Origin of the sequence: Klebsiella sp. RHBSTW-00215 (assembly GCF_014103785.1) — a bacterium.
Classification (GTDB): Bacteria; Pseudomonadota; Gammaproteobacteria; order Enterobacterales; family Enterobacteriaceae; genus Klebsiella.
On sequence record NZ_JABXQS010000001.1, the window covers coordinates 4,737,959 to 4,761,349 of the forward strand.

A 23,391-nucleotide genomic window follows, 5' to 3' on the forward strand; every position below is an offset into this window, starting at 1 on the left:
CGCGAGCCGGGGTTTTCTGGAGTTTAACGACGATCTTTCCAGACGGTTTGCACGTTGCAGAATTCGTGCAGGCCGAAGTGGGATAGCTCACGACCAAATCCGCTTTTCTTCACCCCGCCGAACGCCACGCGGGCATCGCTGGCGCAGTAGCCGTTGATAAACACTCCGCCGCACTCCAGCTCGCTGGCGAAACGCTGAGCCTGCTCCTCACTGGTGGTATAAACCGTCGCAGAGAGGCCAAATTCACTATCGTTTGCCAGCGCCAGCGCGTGGTTGGCGTCTCGAGCTTCGGTGATAGTCGCCACCGGGCCAAACAGCTCCTGACGGAAACCCGTCATCTCAGAAGTGACGTTCCCCAGCACCGTTGGCGCATAGTAATTACCCGCGCCTTCGATTTTCTCCGCACCCAGCAACAGCGTTGCGCCTTCTTTTAAAGTTGCAAGCACCTGCTCATGCAGCTCATCGCGCAGGTCGAAGCGCGCCATTGGCCCGACATAGTTCTGCTCATCGCGCGGATCGCCCATTTTCAGCGCGGCGACGGCGGCGACGAATTTCTGCGTAAAGGCGTCAGCAATCCCCGCTTCAACGATAAAGCGTTTTGCGGCGGCGCAGACCTGCCCGGTATTCTGATAACGACCAATCACCGCGGCTTTTACCGCCTCGTCGAGGTCGGCGTCGTTTAGCACGATAAATGGATCGGAGCCACCCAGCTCCAGCACGCATTTTTTCAATGCTGCGCCGGCCTGCGCGCCAATAGCCTTCCCGGCCCGCACGCTGCCGGTGACGGTCACGGCGGCAATACGCGAATCGTTAATAATCTGTGAAACACCGTCGTTAGTAGCATTAACCCAATCAAACACGCCAGCCGGGACGCCCGCTTGTGCGAAGATTTCACCAATTATCGCCGCGCTTCCCATCACGTTCGGCGCATGTTTGAGCAAATAGCTGTTACCTGCCAGCAGAATCGGTACCGCACCGCGCAGCACCTGCCACACAGGGAAGTTCCACGGCATGATAGCCAGAATGGGACCCATCGGGCGGAATTCAATCACCGCTTTATTGTCTTCAACCAGAGTCGCTTCGGTATCAAGCATCGCCGGACCATGCTCGGCATACCAGTCGCAAAGATTGGCTGATTTAGCGACTTCGCCGCGCGCCTGGGCAATCGGCTTGCCCATCTCAAGGCTAATCATTTGCGCCAGTTCTTCAGCGCGGACACGCATCGCGCTGCCGACGTTACGCAGCGCCGCCGCGCGGTTCGCCACGCTGACGTTGCGCCACTGGCGATAACCCTGGTCCGCAAGGGCAATCGCTGAATCGACTTGCTGTTCGGTCGCCCACGGCAGAGACGACACCATTTCACCTGTCGTCGGATTCACGGAAACCGCATGAGTTGCAGATAAATTCATCGTTTTTCTCTCTGTGTTGATTGCGAAGTGACCTTATTCTGGCTTACCCTGCCATTCATTAAAAATGAATAATATTAAGCAACATTTTCACGAAAAGAGAATGCTATGGATCTGACCCAACTCGAGATGTTCAACGCCGTCGCTATTACCGGCAGCATCACTCAGGCCGCGCAGAAGGTACATCGCGTGCCGTCTAACCTGACGACCCGTATTCGCCAACTGGAGGCAGATCTCGGCGTCGAGTTGTTTATCCGCGAAAACCAGCGCCTGCGCCTGTCGCCCGCCGGGCACAGTTTTTTACGCTATAGTCAGCAAATTCTGGCTCTCGTTGATGAGGCACGCATGGTGGTTGCCGGGGATGAACCCCAGGGGCTGTTTTCGCTCGGATCGCTGGAAAGTACCGCCGCCGTGCGTATCCCTACTACGCTGGCGCACTTTAATCAGCGCTACCCAAAGATTCATCTTGCCCTCTCCACCGGCCCCTCCGGCACCATGATCGACGGCGTACTTGAAGGCAACCTTAGCGCGGCCTTTGTTGACGGTCCGGTGGTGCATCCGGGGCTTGAAGGGTTACCGGTATTCCCGGAAGAGATGATGATCGTAGCACCAATGGGCCACCCGCCGATTGCTCGTGCCAGCGAAGTGAACGGAGCCAGCGTCTATGCTTTTCGCGCCAACTGTTCCTATCGACGTCATTTTGAAAGCTGGTTCCATGCCGATCGCGCCACGCCGGGTCGAATTCACGAAATGGAGTCCTATCACGGGATGCTGGCTTGCGTGATTACTGGGGCCGGGCTGGCGCTGATCCCGCGCAGCATGCTGGAGAGCATGCCGGGCCATCAGCAGGTCTCCGCCTGGCCGCTGGCCGAAGAGTGGCGCTGGCTAACGACCTGTCTGGTGTGGCGTCGCGGGGCGAAAACCCGTCAACTTGAAGCGTTTATAGCGCTGCTGAACGAAGATCGACAAGCAGCAGTTTCTCCATAAAGATGCTTAACGGGTCCGGCTGATACGGCGCGAAGGCGCTGCGGGTCTGATAGCCATTACGGGTATATAACGCCACGGCCGCATGCTGATGGATGCCGGTCTCCAGACGCACGGTGTGGCACTCGCGCCGTAAAGCCTCTTCTTCCAGCGCCGCCAGCAGTTTCTCGCCAAGCTGCTGACCGCGATGGGTCGGGTCGATAAATACCCGCTTCATCTCACCAAAGCCCTCCTCCCCCAGCACAATTGCCCCACAGCCAACGGCCTGCTGTTGCGGGTCGCGGATCAGCAGCGCAATCACCGATTCAGGCGGCAGTGCGCTAAGATCTATCAGATGGTTGCTTTCAGCCGGATAAAGCGCCTGCTGGTAGACGTCCAGTTGGGCGATCAAGGCGTTCAATTCCGGGTGGTTCAGCGGGGTCGCGGCGATGGTATACATAAATAAGCTCCTTTTTTAAGCGCACTGTAACGCGAGGCGTACGCTGAACCGCCATAGCTTTAACTTATAGCTCCCGCCCCCTCTTGCGCTAACCCCTTGAGGCGCAGTAATTTTGCGGCACGATGTCTGTTATCAGGAAAAAATGATGAATACCAAAGCGCGTAAGGTGATGATTATCGGGGCCGGAAACGTCGGCGCCTCTGCGGCCTATGCCCTGTTGAACCAGAATATCTGCGAGGAGCTGATCCTCGTTGATCTGAACAAAGCCCGCGCCGAAGCCCACGCTCAGGACCTCAGTGATGCAGCTGCATATATGCCGGGGATGATGACGATATCCACACGGGAAGCCGGCGACTGCGCCGATATCGATATCGCGGTGATCACCGTTTCCGGCGGCGCGCTCAAACCGGGCCAGACGCGCCTGGACGAACTGACCAACACGGCGAAAATCGTCAAAAGTATCGTCCCGCAGATGATGAACGGCGGCTTCAACGGCATCTTTCTGATTGCCACTAACCCTTGCGACATCATCACCTGGCAGGTGTGGCAACTTTCAGGCCTGCCGCGCAGTCAGGTACTGGGCACCGGCGTCTGGCTGGATACCACTCGCCTGCGCCGGGTGCTGGCCCAGGAGCTGGACATCGGCGCGCAAAGTATCGATGCCTTTATCCTCGGCGAACATGGCGATACCCAGTTTCCGGTATGGTCGCACTCGGCGGTCTACGGTTCAGCCATCGGTGACGTTTATCAAAAACATACCGGCAAAGCGCTGGACCGGGAGCTGATTGCCGAAAAGGTGCGCAAGCTGGGGTTTGAAATTTATTCGGGTAAAGGCTGCACCGAATATGGCGTTGCCGGAACTATCGCTGAGATCTGCCGCAATATTTTCACCGGCAGCCATCGTGCGCTGGCGGTATCGTGCATTCTTGATGGCGAGTATGGCGTGAGCGGCGCGGCGGCAGGTGTTCCTGCGGTGCTGACGCAAAGCGGCGTGCAGCAGATTATTGAGTTGCAATTAGCCGACGACGAAGCGGAGAAGTTCCGCCACTCTATTGAGGTGATTAAAGCCAATATCGCCCGTTTGCCATAAATTGCGTCCCTGTCACAGCCAGAGCGCCTTAATAGTCGCTCTGGCATTGCAAACTCTAACGAAAACTCGCCTGAATCGCGGTTAATGCGATGGTGTAAACGATATCGTCTACCAGCGCACCGCGTGACAGGTCGTTTACCGGCTTACGCATCCCCTGCAGCATTGGCCCGATAGAAATAAGATCAGCGGAACGCTGCACCGCCTTATAGGTCGTGTTGCCTGTATTCAGATCCGGGAAGATGAATACCGTTGCGCGACCAGCCACTGCCGAATTGGGCGCTTTTGATTTTGCCACGTCAGTCATCACCGCAGCGTCATACTGCATTGGACCGTCGATCTCCAGATCGGGGCGTTTTTTCTGCGCCAGCCGAGTCGCTTCGCGCACTTTCTCTACATCGCTACCCACTCCGGAGGTGCCCGTGGAATAAGAAAGCATCGCTACCCGTGGTTCGATACCGAAAGCGATTGCCGAGTCCGCCGATTGAATCGCGATTTCCGCCAGTTGTTCTGCGCTCGGATCCGGATTAATCGCACAGTCGCCATAAACGTACACCTGCTCCGGCAGCAACATAAAGAATACGGAAGAGACCAGCGAGCTGCCCGGGGCAGTTTTGATCAGCTGCAGCGCCGGACGAATGGTGTTGGCGGTGGTATGAATCGCGCCGGATACCAGACCATCAACCTCGTTCTGCTCGAGCATCAGAGTACCCAGAACCACGTTATCTTCCAGCTGTTCACGAGCGACTGCCTCATTCATGCCTTTGTTTTTACGCAGTTTAACCAGCCTGGTCACGTAGCTTTCACGCACGACTTTCGGGTCAATAATGGCAATCCCTGCCCCCAGTTCAATACCCTGGGCCGCAGCAACGCGATAGATCTCATCCGGATTACCCAATAGTACGCAGGTTGCTATGCCGCGCGCAGCGCAGATAGCCGCGGCTTTCACGGTGCGCGGCTCATTGCCTTCAGGCAGAACCACTCGTTTGCCCGCTTTGCGCGCCTGCTCAGTGAGTTGGTAGCGAAAGGCGGGTGGAGAGAGGCGGCGGCGGAGCTCGGGGGCCGCAGTTAGCGATTCAATCCAGTCCGCGTTGATGTAGCTCGCGACATATTCCTGCACTTTCTCAATGCGCTCATGATCGTCAACCGGGATTTCATAGTTGAAGCTCTGCAGGTTCAGGGAGGTCTGCCAGGTGTTGGTGTTAACCATAAATAACGGCAGGCCAGTGGCGAAAGCGCGTTCGCACAACTTGCTCACGTGCGGGTCTATTTCGTCACCGCCGGTCAGCAGGATTGCGCCAATTTCAACACCGTTCATGGCTGCCAGGCAGGCCGTAACCAGCACGTCAGCACGGTCTGCGGAGGTGACTAATAACGCCCCCGGACGCAGATGTTCCAGCATATGGGAAATGCTGTGGGCGCAAAACAGAACCGTTCTGACACGGCGAGTGTGCATATCACCCGCGTTCAATATCTTCGCTTTCAGGTGTTGCGCCATATCAATGATCCGGATAGCCATTAACTCAACGCTCCAGGGAATAGCTGCCAGCACGGGGATAGGGCTACTGCTGTTCAGTTTAGTGAGAAAGCGGTTCCAGATCATCGTATTCGGAATGCTATCCCCTGTAACAGGGTTATCCCGTTTGTTAAAGCCTTTATCCTCCTGAGGAGCATTGATTTTATTAATGATAACGCCGCTGATATTGCTATTTTTTGCGCCACCAAAACTGCTGCGCACCAGCTCCATGCGCTCATGAAGCTGTGTGGCTGTATTTTTGTCATGCGCCATCACAAAAACGATTTCGGCATTCAGGCTTTTAGCGATGTCATCATTCAGCGACTGGGCAAACTGATGTTTGCGGGTGGGGATCACACCTTCGATAAGCACAACATCCGCCCCCTGCGCGCATGCGTGATAGCGGGCAACGATGGCTTCCATCAACTCATCTTTCTGATTGCCAGAAAGCAGCGCTTCAACATCGCTTATATTTAGCGGCTCTGCACAACATAGGTCCGAACGTATACGAGTAAGCATTGTGGTCCGGTCAGGCATCTCTTCGCTGCCAGGCGACTGCGCAACCGGTTTGAAGAGACTCAAGCGAACGCCTTTGCGCTCCATGGCGCGAATTAAACCGAGGCTGATGCTGGTCAGGCCGATACCCGACTCGGTAGGAATTAACATTATAGTTCGGGACACGGAGGCTCCTTTTGAATAACCGTGGTATTAACAGATAAAGAGCCTGATATCCGTTATTTTATCATTGCATATGCCTGGATAATAATAGTGCTGTGGACGCGGTTAACCGCATCCACAACTCTATGCAATTAAAACAGTAAACGAATAACAGGCTTTGCTCCGAGCTTATGGCTTAAGCTTTATCAGCGCAGATAAATCGACATCTTTTTGATAATCCACATTATCAAAAGCAAAACCATTCAATTGCAGAAACTCTTTTTTATAACCTGCGTAATCTCCAACCTCAGCGAAATTATCATCGGTCAATGTGGTCATTAATTTATTAACGGCCTGCTGAACATCAGGACGAAGTTCCCAATCATCAACACGAATCAAGCGGGCGGCATCAACCGTTACACCCGCTGGCAAGTAAAGCTTTTGACTAAAAAGACGCTGCATTTGTTCAATACAGGTTTCATGCAGCCCCATCTGCTTCATGACTTGATACAGGCATAATACATAGGGTGAAAATGCCGGAATAAAAACACTCGCTTTCGTGACCAACGCCTTGCAGACAGAAACGTAGGCTTCACCTTGGTCGGCAGATAATAAATCATGAAGTCTGTCGGCGGTTTTTTGTAAGTGTTTCTTGGCGAGACCCAGAGTACCGTCGTGATAAATTGGATAGGTCATTTCCGGGCCGATATAGGAAAAGGCCACTGTTTTAGCACCCGTCGCCAATGCGTTATTTTGCCGCAACCAGCGAATCCACTCTTCCCAATCTTCACCGCCCATCACTTTTTCGGTTGCCAGGATCTCTTGTTCGTTTGCCACTTCCAGCACGGTGGTATCCAGGCAGTTTTTTTCCAGATTAACGGTTTTACCACTAAAAGGTTTGCCCACCGTCTTCAGGCAGGAGCGCCACGTCTCACCGGTTTTAGGGTCCGGGCGTACACCGGTTGCCAGGCTATAAACCACGAGATCGATTTGCCCACCGAAATCGCGGTTAATCAGCGCCATCACCTCTTCTTTCACTTGCGCCGAAAATGCGTCGCCGACGATATTATGCGCAATTCGCCCTTCGGCTTCAGCCTGCTCGCGAAAGTAAATATTATTATACCAACCAGCGGTTCCCACGCCTTTTTCGCTCGGGCCACGTTCAAACGATACGCCGATCGTATCCGCTTGTGCGCCACCAAAGGTCAGCGCCACGCGCGCGGCCAGGCCAAACCCTGAAGATGCGCCAAGAATTAACACTCGCTTAGGTCCATGTTCGATTTGCTGATGCTTTTTGCTGTAGTTAATTTGGTTTAATACCGCCTGCTGACAACCTTGCGGATGAGCGGTTCTGGCAACGACGCCATTAATAACGGGTTCAATAATCATAGTGGTATCCTGAAAATTAATTTATTTTTTCGGTGCCATCACCACGGCAACACCCTCAATAACAACTTCGTTGTTCTGATTAGTCGTTGTCGTAGAAAATTTAGCAATATTCTTTGCGAGGTTAATTTCGATCACCTCGCAGGTTGCTTTAACCGTATCGCCGATAAAAACGGGACGGCGAAACTTATTATCCTGGCCAAGATAAATTGTCCCCTCACCGGGAAGTTGCATTCCCAGCACCGCTGAAGTCAACCCCGAGACCAAAACGCCGTGCGCAATACGCTTACCAAAGATACTCTGTTTCGCCACCATATCATTAATATGAACGGGGTTGATATCCCCTGAAATACCAGAAAAAAGCAGCACATCGCTTTCAGTAATTGTTTTTTCGAAACTGGCTTTTTGTCCGATAAACAAATCGTTAATTGTATAAGACACAGCATCACCTCGATGAAATATCGTTACGTAGTCACAAGTGTAGTGTATTAGTAGATAGAATTAATGCGTTAATGCCAGCCCCATTACCTGCTCATTGAAAATACGTGCATCCATTAGCTTTAATGATGGGCTGATAACAGGAGCGAACTCCATTTTATCCAGAATATCGCGTTGTAAATCGACACCCGGCGCTATTTCGATCAGCTCGAGAGTTTTATCCGCCAGTTTAAATACCGCACGTTCAGTAATGTAATACACGGCTTTATTATTTTTGCGCGCTGTATCGGACGAAAATGTAATTTGCTGAACCTGTTTAATAAACTTGATGATACGCCCATCACGCTTGATGTTAAGTTTACCCTGTTCAACGACGATTTCACTTTCGCCAGCGGTAAACGAGCCGCAGAAAAAGACCTGTTTTGCATTTTGCGTGATATTAATAAACCCACCGCAGCCCGCAATCTTGATGCCAAACTTCGACACGTTCAGATCGCCCTTCACATCGGTCTCTGCCAGTCCAAGAAAAGCCTGGTCCAGGCCACCGCCGTCATAGAAATCAAACATCTGATCCTGGGTGATAATGGCTTCAGGAAATGCAGATGCGCCAAAGGACAGACCGCCGGCAGGAGAACCGCCGATTGCCCCGGGCTCCACGGTGGCGATCAGCTCCTGAGTAATCCGTTCCTCATCAGTCACCTCAGCAATCACCTCCGGAGCACCAATGCCATAGTTCACGATGGCATTTCTCTTCAGTTCCATCGCCGCCCTACGAGCGATAATTTTTTTCACATCCAGCGGGCGCATTTTTTTACCATTACCCGTTCTGCTGCCCCGTCCGACGTAGTTTTCATTCATGGCTTCGGCAAAAGTTTGCATATGCAATTCATCCTCCGCCACCACCAGCGCATCAACAAAAATACCGGGGATTTTGACCTGTTGTGGGTCAAGCGTACCGTTGGCAACAATACGTTTAACCTGGACAATCACTTTTCCTCCCTGATTATGAACCAGTTGCGCCGCAGCGAGGTTCTCCAGAATCAGGCACTCATCTTCCATCGTGATGTTGCCACGCTGATCGGCCGTGGTCCCACGTAAAATAGCGACCGTAGCATCAATTCGCTTATAAAAGAGGTTTTCAACACCGTTAACTTCGGTATATGAAACGATATCTTCCGTTGTTTTAGCATTAATTTTCCCGCCTTCTACGCGCGGGTCGACAAAAGTCCCCAAACCAACATGGGTAAAGGTCCCCATTTTACCCGCAGCGCTGTCGCGAAAGAGATGGCAGATCACCCCTTGGGGTAAGTTATAGCCGGTAATTTTACCTTCATTGGCGAGTTTTTGCAGTCGTGGAATCAGCCCCCAATGTCCGCCGATGGCGCTGGCGACCAGACCTTCATGAGCCAGGCGATTATTGGCCTTTTCTTTGGCATCACCCTGCCCGGCTGCAAATATCAACTCAAGATTGCGTGGATATCCGACAGACAGAAATTTATCTTCAATGGCTTTCTCTATAGATTCCGGCACAACCGCACCGATAAATCCTCCCAGAATGACTTTATCGCCATCCTTAATTAAATCAGCAGCCTGCGCAGCAGTGATTTTTTTAACTGATTGCATTATAAATATCCTTTAAATTAAAAAAGCGGTGGCATATGAAAGCATTACGATGACGGCAAGCATCGGAAATAGACAGGTAACAATAAATAGCTCTTTGTAACTTTGTTTATGCGTCAGGCCACAAACACCCAATAAGGTAATAATAAATCCGGAATGCGGTAAGGTATCCAGTGTAGAGGCGCTGAACACAATAATTCGGTGCATTAATCCCGCAGGAATATGGTGTGCGTTTGCCAGCGCCAGGAGATCCTTGCCAAACGCCAGCATCGCTAAGCCAACCCCGCCGGACGTTGAGCCAACAATCCCGGCCAGCACCGCGGTCCCTACGACAGCGGCAATCATTGCAGAGCCAGGGAGAGCAAAGACGGCGGCTTTAATCACGGCAAAAACCGGTAGCATTTTCACCACGCCGCCATAACCAACCTGGGTGGCGGTATTAAATATAGGTGCCAGCGAATCATTCGCGCCTTGCGCTAAGGTGCGGGTAATATTTCCAACCTCTTTACGATAGAGGATCAATGTCACGATAATAGCGACGCACAGTGATACGGTAATCGCCCAAATCCCCTGAACCCCACCGAAACTAGCGTAATGGTTAATAACATGATCGAGTTCGAAATATTTGGTCAGAAGAATATTACCTACGATGACAATGGCGATAGGCGTGATGGCAACAAAAATATTCCCCTGACTCCTTAATTTTTCACTTTCCTGCCCTTCGCCATAGCCTTCGCCTTTATCTTTAGCCCGCTTAACCAGTCGGGTCATATACCATACGCCGATCGCCAGCCAAACGATGGTACCGATAATGCCCACATCCATGCCTGAATAGATGGTGGTTTTAAATATGGGGATGGGAATAGTATTAATAAACTGCGCAGAGCCAGGGGCGACATAAGCAGGCAAACAACCGGCACAAATGGCGCTGGGTAATAGACGACGCGGGTAGTCGCTATTGATAAAAATCGTTCTGGCAATCGGTAATACCGCGAATACGACAACAAAAACCGACACCCCACCATAAGTGAGCAGAAACGACGCCAGAATGACAGCCAGAATCGCCTTCTTGGGTCCCATTATCTGAGAGATAAATTGGGCAATCGTTAATGCAGCGCCGCTGGCATTCATTAAGGTGCCGAAAATCGCCCCAACAAGAAAAATAGGGAAATAGGCTGCAACAAAACCGACCACCGATTGCATAAACGGCCCGGTCCATGAATATAATACCGGGATGTCAGAGCCGAGGAAAACGGCAACCATTGCCATTAGAGGTGAAACAATCAGTACAGGTACGCCGCGATAGATAAGATAAATCAAAAAAACCAAAGAGAGGAGTAAACCAATCATAATGCCCTCTGTGAATATCAGTAATATTCGCATTGCATAAACAATGCGAATAGGGGGTATTTTATTTTGTTAGCTTGAGGATAATTGCAGTACCCATACCGCCGCCGATGCACAGAGAAGCAAGACCGGTATTTTTATTCTGCTTTATCATTTCATATAACAGCGAAACGATAATGCGCCCGCCGGAAGCCCCAAGAGGATGACCAAGGGCAATCGCACCGCCGTTAACGTTCGTTCGGTTTTCAAACCACGACTCATCCACCTGATGCTCAGCGCTGAGTTCTCGTGCAACCCCCATCGCCTGAGCGGCAAAAGCTTCATTAATCTCAAGCAGATCGATATCGCTGAGGTGCATATTCGCTCGTTTTAGCGCATTGCCAATGGCCGGTACCGGTCCTAACCCCATCAATGCAGGATCAACGCCCCCCTGCCCGCAGGCGATAACTTCAGCCAGCGACTCCAGTTGCCATTTTTCCAGCGCTTCCCCGGAGGCCAGCACTAGCGCAACACCGCCATCATTAATGCCAGAGGCGTTTCCCGCGGTGACCGTCCCCTGTTTGTCAAAAGCCGGCTTCAATTTCGCCAGCTGTTCCAGAGAGGCATCTTTGCGTGGATATTCATCACGCGTAAATTTCACTTCCCCTTTACGGCTGAGAACGGTGACTGGCGCAATTTCGTCGTCGAAGCGCCCTTGCTCCACGGCCTGTACGGCTTTTTGCTGGCTTTTCAGAGCAAATACATCCTGAGCTTCACGGCTAAAATGGTATTTTTTAGCGATATTTTCTGCCGTGACGCCCATATGGTAGCGATGAAAAGCATCAGTCAGGCCATCTGAGATGAGGGAGTCAGACATTTGCTGAGCACCCATTTTCATGCCGAACCTCGCGCGGCTGTCGATCAAATAAGGTGCCTGCGACATATTTTCCATCCCCGCAGCAACCACCAGATCCATCTCTCCGCTTTTGATTTTTAAAACGCCGTCGATAACCGCCTTCATTCCACTACCGCAGATCATATTTAGGGTCAACGCCGGAACTTCGTGCGGAATACCGGCTTTTGCCGCCGCCTGTCGTCCCGGTCCCATTCCTTGACCTGCCGCCAACACGTTACCAACAATGACTTCATCAATATTTTCAGGACGAACTTTGCTTTGTGCCAGAGCAGCTGAAATGGCCGTCGCTCCCAGTTCGTAAGCCGGTATCGTCACCAGGCTGCCGCCAAAAGATCCCAATGCCGTCCGTTTAGCTCCAACGATATATACCTTTTTCATTACCCGCTCCCTAGATAACTAAGCCGCCATCAATTTTCAGCGTCTGGCCGGTAATAAAATTCGCCTTCTCACTGGCGAGGAAGAAAACGCCATTGGCAATATCCTCTGCCAACGCCATGCGTCCAAGCGGCGTTTTATCAACCATATGGGTGATTACTTTTTCAGGCAGATCTTTGGTCATTGGCGTGACAACGAAACCAGGCGCAACACAGTTAGCGCGAACTTTCGCACCTTTTCTGGCGAACTCTTTGGCCCAACCTTTGGTCATCGCAATCACGCCGCCTTTAGTTGCCGCATAATTGCTTTGACCAATATTTCCATCGGTACCCACGACAGATGACATAGTAATAATCGAACCAGTATCATTTTCCATCATTAACGGTGCGATGGCCTGAGTCATATTGAAAACGCCCTTCAGGTTAATATCTATAACCATGTCCCAATCTTGCTCAGTCATTTTAGCAATCAGATTATCGCGAGTAATTCCGGCATTATTTACCAGAACATCAACGCGCCCATCATCCAGTCTGATTTTGTTAACCAACTCGCTAATTGCCAGGCGATCGCAGACATTTAGCGTTACCGGAATCACATTCTTAAGCGTTTCTTCACCATTATGCTTAATATCACAGGCGTATATCTTTGCTGCCCCACCCTGGGAAAATAGTTCAACAACTTTACGCCCAATACCTTGCGCCGCACCGGTCACAATACAAATCTTATTTTTCATTTCATTCTCCCAAACGGATTGATTTCACATATTCACCTGAATACTCAGGCCTATGTTTCGTATTTCGCATTTAGTAATACCAATGAAAAGTGACGGGTTCAACTTGCGGAAAAATCACTTCACCACGCTAATACACACATGCAACATTCATCTACAACACAACAACATAAATATTTTTATTGATAAAATTCAAATGGTTATATTTTTGAAAATGTCCCAAAAGCACAAAAACATAGTGCGTGACTTCACAATTCATATAAAAACACAGGGCAACTTAATTAAAATATTAAAAACTGTTTTGCAAAAATGAAGGTGTCATTTTAAGCATATCAACCTTTTATATATTGCCGTGAAAGAGGCTCGGGGAATGATTGACTTTCTCTGGCCTAACAACTTAACATCAGCCATCAATGGGTTTATTACGCGTATCGGGGGCTGTCTATGTTAGACAAAACGGTTTTTTTTATGCATGTCGTTCGCTTCGGTTCAATATCTGAAGCAGCAAAGTCATTCAATATTACCGCAGCAACCGGTAGTCGCTGGCTCAAAGAACTGGAAGAAGGATTAAATGTCCCACTTTTGGTTTCGACAACGCGTAAAAACCAACCCACTGAAGCGGGCATGTTACTTTATGATAGATTTCATTCCGTATATCAAAACATCCAGGAGATATACAAAGAAGTTGAGACTATTAACAATACCGACAAAGGCGTTATCGCGATTGCATCAACACCGCTCTTTTCGCGCAATTTTCTTTCTAAAATCATTGGCGAATATCTTTTTATTTGCCCGGGAGTGAATTTTAAAATCGAAGAAACGCCCTATGTTGATGAAAATAAAAACAACACTGATTTTTATATTCGGGCCTGCGCAACCTACCGGGGCTATATTGAGCCTGATAGTTTATTGGTTAAAAAAAAGCTCTTCAATTACCCTCTGGTTGTTTGCTGCTCACCAGGTTACATCAGCGCTTATGGCGAGCCCACAACTCCGGAAGAGCTTAAGTTCCACAACTGTATTTATACATCGACGTTAGTAGGCGGGAATCGTTGGCAATTCGAGGTAGATGGTGAAATCACTACCATCGAAATTGCCAAAACGGTAGAAATTGAGAACAGTGAGTTTTTAAAGTCGGTGGCACTGGCGGGCGGCGGCATCGCCTATCTTCCGCTACCTTTGGTTAAAAAGGAGTTAGCTAACGGTGAGTTGGTTTCAATTTTAAATAATTATATCAAGAGCAAGTTTGAAATCAGTTTATGGTTTCGATCGCAGAAGAGTATGCCCAGTCGCTGTGCAAAATTTAAAGAGTTTCTCATCAAAAGAACCGATGAGATTAAAGATGTTATCAATTACTACTGAACGCATGGACTGAATTACCAGAACGACGAGGTAAACAGTCGATTGTTACACGGCGCACAACATCGCCCGTTTGCCGTAATCCGCGCTCCCGGCTAGTCAGCAATGATCAGCCGGGGATGAATATGCGCTAAGACTTCACGCGTCTCTTCCGGAAGGTGATCATCAGTGATGATATCGGTTAACGAATCAAGATGAGTGATGTTGAACAGCGACCAGGCACCGTATTTCGAGCTGTCCGCCAGCAGAATTCGCCGCCGGGCGTTGGCGATTAAATCGCGCTTGAGCGCCGCTTTTTCTTCCGTTGGTGAAGTGACGCCCTTCTCCAGATCCCAGCCATTGCAGCTGACAAAAGCCAGATCGGGCCAGATGTTTTGCAGCAGTCGGCGACCGTGTTCACCAATGCAGGACTGGCTGCTATCGTCAATACGCCCGCCGATAATGGTCACTTCGATTTGCTTGAATTCGGATAAAAACAGAGCGATATGCAGATCGCTGGTGATTACTCGCAGCGGCAGATGAGTTATTTGCCGAGCGAGTTCAATCATCGTCGTCCCGGCATCGAGGACAATGGCGTCCCCGGCCTTGACTAACGCCGCCGCCGCGCTGGCGATGGCGTATTTTTCCTGCAGGCTACGCTGGGATTTTTCCTGCGTCGTCGGCTGGGAAGGAATAAACCGGTTAAGGGTCACGCCGCCATGAGTACGGCTAATCACCCCTTCCTGATCGAGTTTAATCAGATCGCGGCGAATCGTGGCTGGCGATGCGTTGGTCACCGCTACGAGCTGATCCACTGTCACCAGATTATGGCTCTTTAGATAATCCATAATCTGCTCTAACCGGTTATATCCCTTCATGTTATTCCTGTGCTATTTGCATGGCGAGCTCAATAGAGGTAGCCATGCTGTCAGACTTAGCTTTACCTGTCCAGGCAATATCAAACGCCGTGCCATGGTCTGCGGATGTACGAATAAACGGCAGTCCGGCAGTGATATTCACCCCATCATAAAACCCGAGCAGTTTTAGCGGAATGTGCCCCTGATCATGATACATCGCCACCACCATATCAAACTGTCCTTCGTGGCACTGCATAAATACCGTATCCGGTGGGCACGGGCCGGTCACGTTCAACCCTTTGGCTTTCATCGCTTCAACGGCCGGACCGACGATACGAATCTCTTCATCACCAAACAGACCGTTTTCCCCAGCGTGCGGGTTAACGCCTGCGACGGCAATGCGCGGATTGCTAAAGCCAACCCGACGCAGGAAGCTATCGGCGATACCAATCACCGTTTCGACTCGCGGCTGATTAAGGGTATCGAGAAACTTGCGCAGCGCGACGTGGGTGGAAATATGGATAACTTTGAGCTTATCGGTATACAGCACCATCGCGTAATCTTTGGTCTGCGTCAGATGGGCCAGCATCTCGGTATGCCCCGGGAAATTGTGTCCTGCCAGGTGCAGCGCTTCTTTGTTCAACGGCGCGGTAGCAATTGCAAAAACCTCACCGGCCATCGCCAGTTCGGTCGCGCGCTTGATGCAACGGTAGGCCAAATCGCCCGCCTGCGCCTGCACTTCCCCGACGCGTAGCCCTTCCGGGTCGGCCAGCGGTTCGTCGATAACGTTAATGGTGCCAGGGCTAAACTGTGCCTGTCCGGGATTATCAATGATTCGCAGCTCGGCGCGCGGGGTGATCTCCAGCGCCAGAACACGCCGTAGCGTCTGCACGCAGCCCACCACCACAACGGGTGCGCCGTTCAGTTTTCCCTCCACCAGGGATTTGATAATAATTTCCGGGCCAATGCCTGCCGGGTCTCCCATCGTTACCGCAATGATGTTAGTCACTCATTTTCTCCTCAATAAAGTTCACAACCTCCAGCAGGGTGGTTTGTGTTCCGAATCCGCCTGCCTTGGTCATTACCGGCCGTTGCCAGCTACTACCCAGAAAATTGCCGTACGGCACGCACTGCGCCACGCGACCTGTAATATGAAATCCGCTGGCTCCCAGAGCCTGTGCGACGGCGATAGCCACATCACCGCCGGATAAATAGAGCGCTCCCGGCTGACTTTGCGCGATAGCCAGTTCGCTGACTCGTGCCAGATAAGCGCAAATACGCTCGCCGAGGGCGGTGCGATCAACCCCATGCCGTTGGCACAGGGCTTCAATCCCCTTTCGCGCCTCGCTATCGGGGCGAGTGGTAACCACACAATGATTGCTTTCGCTCAACACGGCGGCAATGCGCCGGGCATCTACCGTTGCGTCGCCGCCAAAGGCCATCGCGACGTCGATATCAACCCGCGTTACGCGCGGATGTTCGCCAAGGAGGGCAATTTGCTGTTGAGCGATTTCACTCATCGAGCCAACGACCGCCAGCAGCGGCCCGTGCGGCGCGGTGGCCAGGCTTCGCGCCAGGGCGTCGCACAGCCCGGCAGACCCCACCAGCAGCACCCTTTGCGTAGATTCCGCCACCGCCGCGATAATGGCGTCCAGTTGGGCGTTCTCTTCTGCATCCACGATCAGCACGCTTGCTGCGTTTACGGTTTGCGCCAGCGCATCCTCCAGCGTATCGACCGTTACCCGTGAACAGCGCGCATTGCTTTGCTGTGCCACCACGGTAGCGATATCGGCACTGCTAACCGGCGTTTTCGGGTCAGTTGCAAACTCAGTCTCATCAACCGGCAAGCCGTGCACATAGCACTTACCCTGCCGCGTCACCCGGCCTGCCGCAGGGAAGGCCGGAGCCAGCACCGCGATCGGGCAGTTGAGCGCCGTCATTGCTGCGTCCAGTTCAGCGCCAAGATTCCCGCGCAGCGTGGAGTCGATTTTTTTTACCGTCCAGCGCGGCTGGAAACGCGGCAAAACCGCCTGTAGTAAATGCGTGACCCGCCGCGCCGCCTCTGCTGCGGGCTGCGCACGGCTATCGCTATTGAGGATCAGCGCCTGCGCTTCTCCCTGATAGCTGGCGCTGAACGCTACTTCCGCCCGCATTCCAGTTTCTGCCAGGCTAACCCCTGCGTCATTGGCACCGGTAAAGTCATCTGCCAGCACCAGCACCTTGTTATCACCGCTGCCCATCGTTTTCCCTTTTCTCGCTGTTCGAAACTGTTTATGATTATATTCAATCACAATTGATTAAATGTGAGCAAGTTCAAGTTATTAAACCGCCGTATAAATTATAACTTCACCCACAATGTGAGTGACCCGAATAACGGATGATTAAATTTAATCATTCATAAGACAGGAGAAAGGAAGTGGCAACCATTAACAGCACTTTGATTAGCGGCGCGGGCGCGTTTACTGCCCTGGTTCCGTTGCTGGCAGGTAAACAGCGCATTTTGCTGATTACCGACGCCAACGTCGGCAAACTTGACGCTGCTCAGCAGATCCGCGCGATTCTGGAAGGTGAAGGACGTCAGGTACAGGTGATTGATGCGGTCCCTGCCGAGCCGAGCCAGCATGATATGGCGCAGATCCAGAACCTCGTTGGCGCAAGTCAGCCAGAATTAGTGGTCGGTATTGGCGGAGGTAGCGTCCTCGACGTGACCAAGCTGCTCTCCGTTTTGCTGCATCCTTGCTCGCCGGGGCTGGACGCGCTGCTGGCAGGTAAAAAGCCGCAGCAAAAAGTGATGTCGCTGTTAATTCCTGCCACGGCGGGCACCGGCTCCGAAGCCACGCCGAATGCGATCCTGGCGATCCCGGAACAGAACACCAAGGTGGGGATTATCTCGCCGGTTTTGCTGCCGGACTATGTTGCCCTGCTGTCTGAACTCACCACCAGCATGCCTGCGCATATCGCCTCTTCGACCGGCATTGACGCGCTGTGCCACCTGATTGAGTGCTTTACGTCAACCGTCGCTAACCCGGTCAGCGATAACGCGGCGCTAATTGGCCTGCGCAAGCTGGTACGCAATATCGAGCTTTCGGTGACCGAGCCGCAGAATCTGACCGCGAAGCTGGAAATGCTGTGGGCCTCATATTATGGCGGCGTGGCAATTAATCATGCGGGCACCCATCTGGTCCACGCCCTCTCCTATCCGCTTGGCGGCAAATACCACCTGCCGCACGGCGTGGCTAACGCCATCCTGCTGGCACCTTGTATGAAGGTGGTGCGTCCGCACGCGGTAGCAAAGTTTGCGCAAGTCTGGGATCTGATCCCCGATGCCGACCAGACCCTCAGCGAGGAAGAGAAATCTCATGCGCTGGTTGAGTGGCTTGCCGCACTAGTAAAACGCCTGCAACTGCCTGACAACCTGGCCGCGCTGGGCGTACCGCAGGAGAGTATCGGCGAGCTGAGCGAAGCGGCGCTTAACGTCAAACGTTTAATGAATAACGCGCCGTGCAGCGTGAGCCAGGATCAGGTCCAGGCGGTTTATCGCACCCTATTTCCAGAACAATAACACCAGGGAAGAAATGAGAATGAGCAATGCAATTACCGGCGTACTGACCGCCATCGTGACCCCTTTTACCGCCGATGGCGCAGTGAATATTCCGGCGCTGAAGCAGCAGGTTCAACGTCAGCTCGCCGCAGGAAACGGTATTTTCTGCGGCGGTACCAACGGCGAGTTCTTTGTGCTCAATGAAGCGGAAAAAGTCGCCGTTGCCAAAGCCTGCGTTGAAGAAGTGGCCGGGCGCGCCCACGTGGTAGCGCATATTGGCGAAGTGTCGACTCGCGAAACTATTCGTTTAGGTAAGCAGATTGAAAAGCTCGGCGTCGATGCGGTCTCGGTGATCACGCCGTGGTTTGTGCCACTCAAGCAGGATGAGCTTATCAGCCACTACACCGCCATCGCTGACGCCCTGAGCGTTCCGGTATTTCTCTACAACATTCCGGCGCGCACTGGCAACACCATCGAACCGCAGACCGCGCGCACGCTGGCAAAACACCCGAACATTATCGGCGTCAAAGATAGCGCTGGCAGCTACGAAAGCCTGAAGGGTTTCCTTGATGCGGTGCAGGATATCGCCGATTTCGACGTGCTGAACGGTCCTGACTCGCTGATCCACCATGGCTTCGTTGACGGCTGCTCCGCCTGTATTTCCGGGTTGGCCAACGTCGCACCAAAAGAGATCAACGCCATCTGGGCAAACTTTAAAGCGGGCGATGTTGACGGCTCCCGTCTGGCTCAGGAGAGCGTGACCGGACTACGTACCGATCTTTATAAAGTCGCGTTCTCCCCGGCAGCAGTGAAAAAAGCACTGCAGCTGATGGGCCATGAGGTTGGCGATAGCCGCTATGCGGTCAGCTTTATGCCAGCGCAGTGTGAGCAAATTAAACAGGTTATTGCTCGATATATTCCCTGAATATATCGGGAATAATTAATTAAACTGTCGGTGCTGATATATACGAACAAATAGGCCAGCACCGACAATATTCAGAATTATGCATACGATGTCTTACGTAGCGTAAGGGATATTTTTAATGTTTATATGGATGCTTGACCCAGATATATGGTTGACGCTGGTTACGCTCACCTTTCTGGAAATTATTCTCGGGGTCGATAATATTATTTTCCTCTCGCTGGTGGTGGCAAAACTTCCGCCGCATCAGCAAAATATTGCCCGTAAGTTGGGATTAAGTGGCGCGATGGTAATGCGTGTGTTATTGCTGGTGTCGATTGCCTGGCTTGCACACATTACGGTTCCACTATTTACCATTGCGAATTTTGTAGTGTCGGTGCGCACGATCATTTTATTTGTTGGTGGTTGTTTCCTTATTTACAAATCGCTGCAGGAGATCCGCGGCGAACTGATGCAGGAAGAAGAGTCACACGGCGGCAGCCAGCGCCAGCTCTCACTGGCCGGCGCTATCGTGCAGATCATGCTGCTGGATATTGTCTTCAGTCTGGATTCTGTGATCACCGCTGTCGGCTTGTCACAACATATTTTCATCATGATTACCGCCGTGATTATTGCCGTGGGCATAATGATGTTCGCCGCCAAAACCATTGGTGATTTTGTCAATAATACGCCGACGATGAAAATGCTGGCATTAACCTTTTTGTTGCTGGTCGGCGCATTACTGGTTGCCGATAGCCTGGAAGTTCATATTGCGAAGGGATATCTCTATTTTGCTATTTTCTTCTCCCTGACCGTAGAAACATTAAATATCGTTCGCACTAAAAAAATCATTAAGGCTTCGCAGCAGGATGAAGCTTACGACTCATTATAGCTCAATAAATAAAACCCTACTGAATAATAATGGAGTATGAATATGTCTGTAGTAACCGCAATTCGTGACGGGATGATTTGTCAGCATGAACAAGATGCGCGTGTGGAAACCGCGATGCTGCCGTCATCTTGCCCGCAAAACCATGCAGCTAACCTGCTGCCGCTGCCGGACGGCTCGCTGATGTGCGTGTGGTTTGGCGGTACCCAGGAAGGCGTTGCCGATATCTCCGTTTGGGGCTCGCGCCTGCTCCCGGAAAGCCGTCAGTGGAGCGATGCGGTAAAACTGTCCACTGACGCCAGCCGGTCCGAGCAGAACCCAGTGCTGTTTCTGGCCCCGGATAACGTGCTGTGGCTGCTGTGGACCGCGCAGATCTCTGGCAACCAGGACACCGCCATCGTGCGCTACCGCCAGTCAACCGACCTGGGCCAGACCTGGGGCGAGATTGCCACCCTGCTCGACAAACCCGGCACCTTTATTCGCCAGCCGATTACGGTACTGGAGAACGGTAACTGGCTGCTGCCGGTGTTTTATTGCCGCACTCAGCCGGGGGAAAAATGGGTTGGCAACGATGATATCAGCGCCGTCAAAATTTCCTCCGACCAGGGCAAAACCTGGCGCGACGTCGAAGTACCGCAAAGCCTCGGCTGCGTGCATATGAATATCACCGCCCTGCCAGGCGGCACGCTTGTCGCACTATTTCGCAGCCGCTGGGCCGACAATATCTACTACAGCCAGTCGGTAGACCATGGCGAAAGCTGGTCAGTACCGGAACCGACCGAGCTACCTAACAACAACTCCTCGATCCAGGTGACCACTCTTGCCAGCGGCGAACTGGCACTGGTGTTTAACCACATGAGCGCAGCCGGTGCGCTGGAACGTCGTGCGTCGCTTTACGATGAAATCGACGATGGCGATAACAGCCGCAAAGAGCCGGAAGTCACCAATGGCCGCACCGCTTTCTGGGGCGCACCGCGCGCGCCGATGACCGTGGCTATCTCTGCCGATGGCGGTAAAACTTGGCCGTGGCAGCGTAACCTCGATGAAGGTGACGGCTACTGCATGACCAATAATTCGCTGGATAAACGTAACCGCGAGTTCTCCTACCCGAGCATTAAACAGGGCGCGGACGGTTCTCTGCACATTGCCTACACCTGGTTCCGCCAGGCGATTAAATACGTGCACGTTTCCCCGCAATGGGTGAAGGAGTCCGCCCGATGATCGTCGGAAATCTTGACGCCCTGCCGCTGGCAGGGCTTCCCCCCGCGCTGTGGCAAATATTGTCGCATCCGGACGCTTCGCTACAGGCGCTAAGCGCCAGGGAAGACGGACGCTGGCAACCGGAGGGTTGTGGCTGGTTTTGCAATATCGGCGAGGCGCATACCCAACCTGCCGCACAGCGCCACACCGAATATCACCATCAATGGGCCGATATTCAGGTGATGCTGTCGGGTTGCGAGGTGATTAACGCGGGAATGCAGGCTGTCGCATGCGATGGCGATGAAGAGCGCAAACCGGATCTGTTTATCGCCCGTGATTGCCAGCATCCGGTAGCGATCACCCTGCACGCAGGTGATTTTGCAGTCTTCCTGCCTGGCGAGCCCCATCAAGCGCTGTGCGCGGTTGACACGCCAGCAACGGTGCGCAAAGCGGTCTTTAAGGTGCCGCGCGAAATGCTGGAAGGGTAAATAAGGAGATAGAAAAATGACAATGGAAATGATTCTGGCGCTGGGCATCCTGGTGCTGATGATCGTGTTGATCATGTCGGACAAGATGGCCTTTGGCGCACCACCGCTGCTCGCCTGTCTTTTACTGGTGGTAACCGGGCTATCAAACGTTCAGCAGGCCTTTGCCGGTTTTGTGAACTCAAGTGTGATTATGATCGCCGGGTTTATGGTGGTGATGGCGGCGCTCCAGAAAACGCGCCTCATCGGCAACGTGAAATCCTCAATGGTCAGCCTGGTCAATAAAGGCAGCTACAAGAGCTATGCACTGCTGTTGGTGATTGTGATGATTGGCGCGAGCCTGGCGGGTACCGGTTCAACCGGCTACTACGTGCTGATTCTGTCGCTGGTTTCGACAATCCCCTACAGTAAAAAGCTGCCGACCTCAAAGCTGATGATGCCGTTGGGTTTTGCGACCAACCATCCATTAATCCCGATTAACGTCGCGCTGCTGTTTGGCGTCACCGCCACGGTGCTGCAAACTGCGGGTTTCACCGCAGAAATTTCGATGGTGAAATTCGCGCTGGTGAATCTGGTGATGTCGCTGGCGTTTCTGGCCTGGTGCCTGATCTCGTATCGTTTTTTACCCGATCACCCGATTGCCGATGCGTCTGAGGAAGCGATGTCGGTACGGGAAGAGGAAGCCGTCACCCTGCCCGCGTGGAAAGAGTACTGCACCGTGGGGGCATTTGCCATCAGCGTTGTCGGTATGATGCTGATGAATCAGTTGGGTAATATCGCCTATGTGGTTCCGGGTCTTGCCGCCGCTTTTGTGATGATGATTAACGTCGTCGACTTCAAAGAGGTGCGCGATCATATGGGCGCGCCGGTTATTCTGATGATGGCGGGGGTTATCGGCGTCGCCGATGCGCTGGCCGGCACCGGTTTTACGGCGATGGTGGGTGATGCGGTAGCTGGCGTTCTCGGCGCTAACGTTTCGCCATTCCTGTTTATTTTTATCTTTGCGCTGCTGACCAGTACATGTTCCACATTTACCGGCTCCAACATGGGTTCGGTGTATATCTTCGCGCCCATTGCTATCGCCGCCTGTACCAGCCTCGGCCTCAACCCGACCGCTGCCGCCATCGCGGTAGTTATTTCGGGCTGGAACGGCGGCTATATGCCAATTGACGGTATGCCGGCGATGATACTGGGAATGGGAAAATATAAGCTGCCGGAGTTCTGGATATTCTCCGTGCCGATGTACTTAATTCGTATTCTGGCATTATGCATCGGCGCTATCGTGATATTTCCAATGTAA

Annotated in this window: 21 protein-coding genes; 9 read left to right on the forward strand and 12 right to left on the reverse strand. The window is 52.3% G+C overall.

What is annotated here, in order from left to right; genetic code table 11:
* Positions 1-23 precede the first annotated feature (23 nt).
* Positions 24-1,409, reverse strand: a complete 1,386-nt coding sequence (sad, locus tag HV127_RS22440) for a succinate-semialdehyde dehydrogenase (protein ID WP_182238913.1) — start codon at positions 1,407-1,409, stop codon at positions 24-26.
* 105 nt (positions 1,410-1,514) lie between these two features.
* Between sad and HV127_RS22445 the strand changes: the two genes are divergently transcribed.
* Positions 1,515-2,393: a LysR family transcriptional regulator gene (locus HV127_RS22445; RefSeq protein ID WP_182238915.1), complete on the forward strand. Its 879-nt coding sequence runs from the start codon at positions 1,515-1,517 to the stop codon at positions 2,391-2,393.
* Here HV127_RS22445 and HV127_RS22450 read toward each other — a convergent pair.
* Positions 2,347-2,829, reverse strand: coding sequence for a GNAT family N-acetyltransferase (locus HV127_RS22450; RefSeq protein ID WP_182238917.1), 483 nt, complete (start codon positions 2,827-2,829; stop codon positions 2,347-2,349). The two genes, HV127_RS22445 and HV127_RS22450, sit on opposite strands and share 47 nt — an antisense overlap.
* A 145-nt stretch (positions 2,830-2,974) precedes the next feature.
* Here HV127_RS22450 and HV127_RS22455 point away from each other — a divergent pair, with 145 nt between their 5' ends.
* Positions 2,975-3,919, forward strand: a complete 945-nt coding sequence (locus HV127_RS22455) for an L-lactate dehydrogenase (RefSeq protein ID WP_182240776.1) — start codon at positions 2,975-2,977, stop codon at positions 3,917-3,919.
* Between the two features lie 55 nt (positions 3,920-3,974).
* Here HV127_RS22455 and pta read toward each other — a convergent pair whose 3' ends face one another.
* The 7 genes from pta to HV127_RS22490 form a co-directional block, all read right to left on the reverse strand.
* Complete coding sequence (gene pta, locus HV127_RS22460; protein ID WP_182238919.1) at positions 3,975-6,113, reverse strand: phosphate acetyltransferase; 2,139 nt, start codon at positions 6,111-6,113, stop codon at positions 3,975-3,977.
* Positions 6,114-6,278: 165 nt separating this feature from the next.
* Positions 6,279-7,478, reverse strand: a complete 1,200-nt coding sequence (gene fabV / locus HV127_RS22465; protein WP_182238921.1) for an enoyl-ACP reductase FabV — start codon at positions 7,476-7,478, stop codon at positions 6,279-6,281.
* A 21-nt stretch (positions 7,479-7,499) separates the two neighbouring features.
* Positions 7,500-7,916, reverse strand: coding sequence for a MaoC family dehydratase (locus HV127_RS22470; protein WP_139539916.1), 417 nt, complete (start codon positions 7,914-7,916; stop codon positions 7,500-7,502).
* A gap of 60 nt (positions 7,917-7,976) precedes the next feature.
* Positions 7,977-9,536, reverse strand: a complete 1,560-nt coding sequence (locus tag HV127_RS22475; protein WP_139539917.1) for a CoA-transferase — start codon at positions 9,534-9,536, stop codon at positions 7,977-7,979.
* Positions 9,537-9,548: 12 nt separating this feature from the next.
* On the reverse strand, positions 9,549-10,883 hold the full coding sequence (locus HV127_RS22480) for a GntP family permease (RefSeq protein WP_182238923.1): 1,335 nt from the start codon (positions 10,881-10,883) through the stop codon (positions 9,549-9,551).
* Positions 10,884-10,944: 61 nt separating this feature from the next.
* On the reverse strand, positions 10,945-12,153 hold the full coding sequence (locus HV127_RS22485) for an acetyl-CoA C-acetyltransferase (protein WP_182238925.1): 1,209 nt from the start codon (positions 12,151-12,153) through the stop codon (positions 10,945-10,947).
* Between the two features lie 10 nt (positions 12,154-12,163).
* Positions 12,164-12,883 carry an SDR family oxidoreductase gene (locus HV127_RS22490; protein WP_182238927.1) on the reverse strand — a complete coding sequence of 240 codons (720 nt, stop codon included), beginning with the start codon at positions 12,881-12,883 and terminating at the stop codon, positions 12,164-12,166.
* Positions 12,884-13,324: 441 nt separating this feature from the next.
* Here HV127_RS22490 and HV127_RS22495 point away from each other — a divergent pair, with 441 nt between their 5' ends.
* Entirely contained in the window at positions 13,325-14,242 is a 918-nt protein-coding gene (locus tag HV127_RS22495; RefSeq protein ID WP_182238929.1) for a LysR family transcriptional regulator, read from the forward strand.
* 92 nt (positions 14,243-14,334) lie between these two features.
* Here the strand turns inward: HV127_RS22495 and HV127_RS22500 are convergent, their stop codons facing one another.
* The 3 genes from HV127_RS22500 to HV127_RS22510 are packed head-to-tail and all read right to left on the reverse strand — an operon-like array spanning position 14,335 to position 17,315.
* A complete protein-coding gene (locus tag HV127_RS22500) occupies positions 14,335-15,096 on the reverse strand; it encodes a DeoR/GlpR family DNA-binding transcription regulator (RefSeq protein WP_182238931.1) in 762 nt (253 codons plus the stop codon).
* Between the two features lies 1 nt (position 15,097).
* Positions 15,098-16,084, reverse strand: a complete 987-nt coding sequence (locus tag HV127_RS22505; protein WP_182238933.1) for a D-threonate 4-phosphate dehydrogenase — start codon at positions 16,082-16,084, stop codon at positions 15,098-15,100.
* Positions 16,077-17,315 (reverse strand): four-carbon acid sugar kinase family protein, encoded by a 1,239-nt coding sequence (locus HV127_RS22510; protein ID WP_182238935.1) that lies wholly within the window; start codon positions 17,313-17,315, stop codon positions 16,077-16,079. Before HV127_RS22510 ends, HV127_RS22505 begins: the two co-directional genes overlap by 8 nt.
* A 176-nt stretch (positions 17,316-17,491) precedes the next feature.
* On the opposite strand from HV127_RS22510, the gene HV127_RS22515 reads away from it, so the two are divergent.
* The 6 genes from HV127_RS22515 (at position 17,492) to HV127_RS22540 (ending at position 23,391) form a co-directional block, all read left to right on the forward strand.
* Entirely contained in the window at positions 17,492-18,637 is a 1,146-nt protein-coding gene (locus tag HV127_RS22515; RefSeq protein ID WP_182238937.1) for an iron-containing alcohol dehydrogenase, read from the forward strand.
* A 19-nt stretch (positions 18,638-18,656) separates the two neighbouring features.
* Positions 18,657-19,541: a dihydrodipicolinate synthase family protein gene (locus tag HV127_RS22520; protein WP_182238939.1), complete on the forward strand. Its 885-nt coding sequence runs from the start codon at positions 18,657-18,659 to the stop codon at positions 19,539-19,541.
* Positions 19,542-19,659: 118 nt separating this feature from the next.
* Complete coding sequence (locus tag HV127_RS22525; protein ID WP_182238941.1) at positions 19,660-20,409, forward strand: TerC family protein; 750 nt, start codon at positions 19,660-19,662, stop codon at positions 20,407-20,409.
* Positions 20,410-20,451: 42 nt separating this feature from the next.
* Complete coding sequence (locus HV127_RS22530; protein ID WP_182238943.1) at positions 20,452-21,627, forward strand: exo-alpha-sialidase; 1,176 nt, start codon at positions 20,452-20,454, stop codon at positions 21,625-21,627.
* Positions 21,624-22,094, forward strand: coding sequence for a YhcH/YjgK/YiaL family protein (locus tag HV127_RS22535; protein WP_182238945.1), 471 nt, complete (start codon positions 21,624-21,626; stop codon positions 22,092-22,094). Before HV127_RS22530 ends, HV127_RS22535 begins: the two co-directional genes overlap by 4 nt.
* Positions 22,095-22,110: 16 nt before the next feature.
* Positions 22,111-23,391 carry an SLC13 family permease gene (locus tag HV127_RS22540; protein ID WP_182238947.1) on the forward strand — a complete coding sequence of 427 codons (1,281 nt, stop codon included), beginning with the start codon at positions 22,111-22,113 and terminating at the stop codon, positions 23,389-23,391.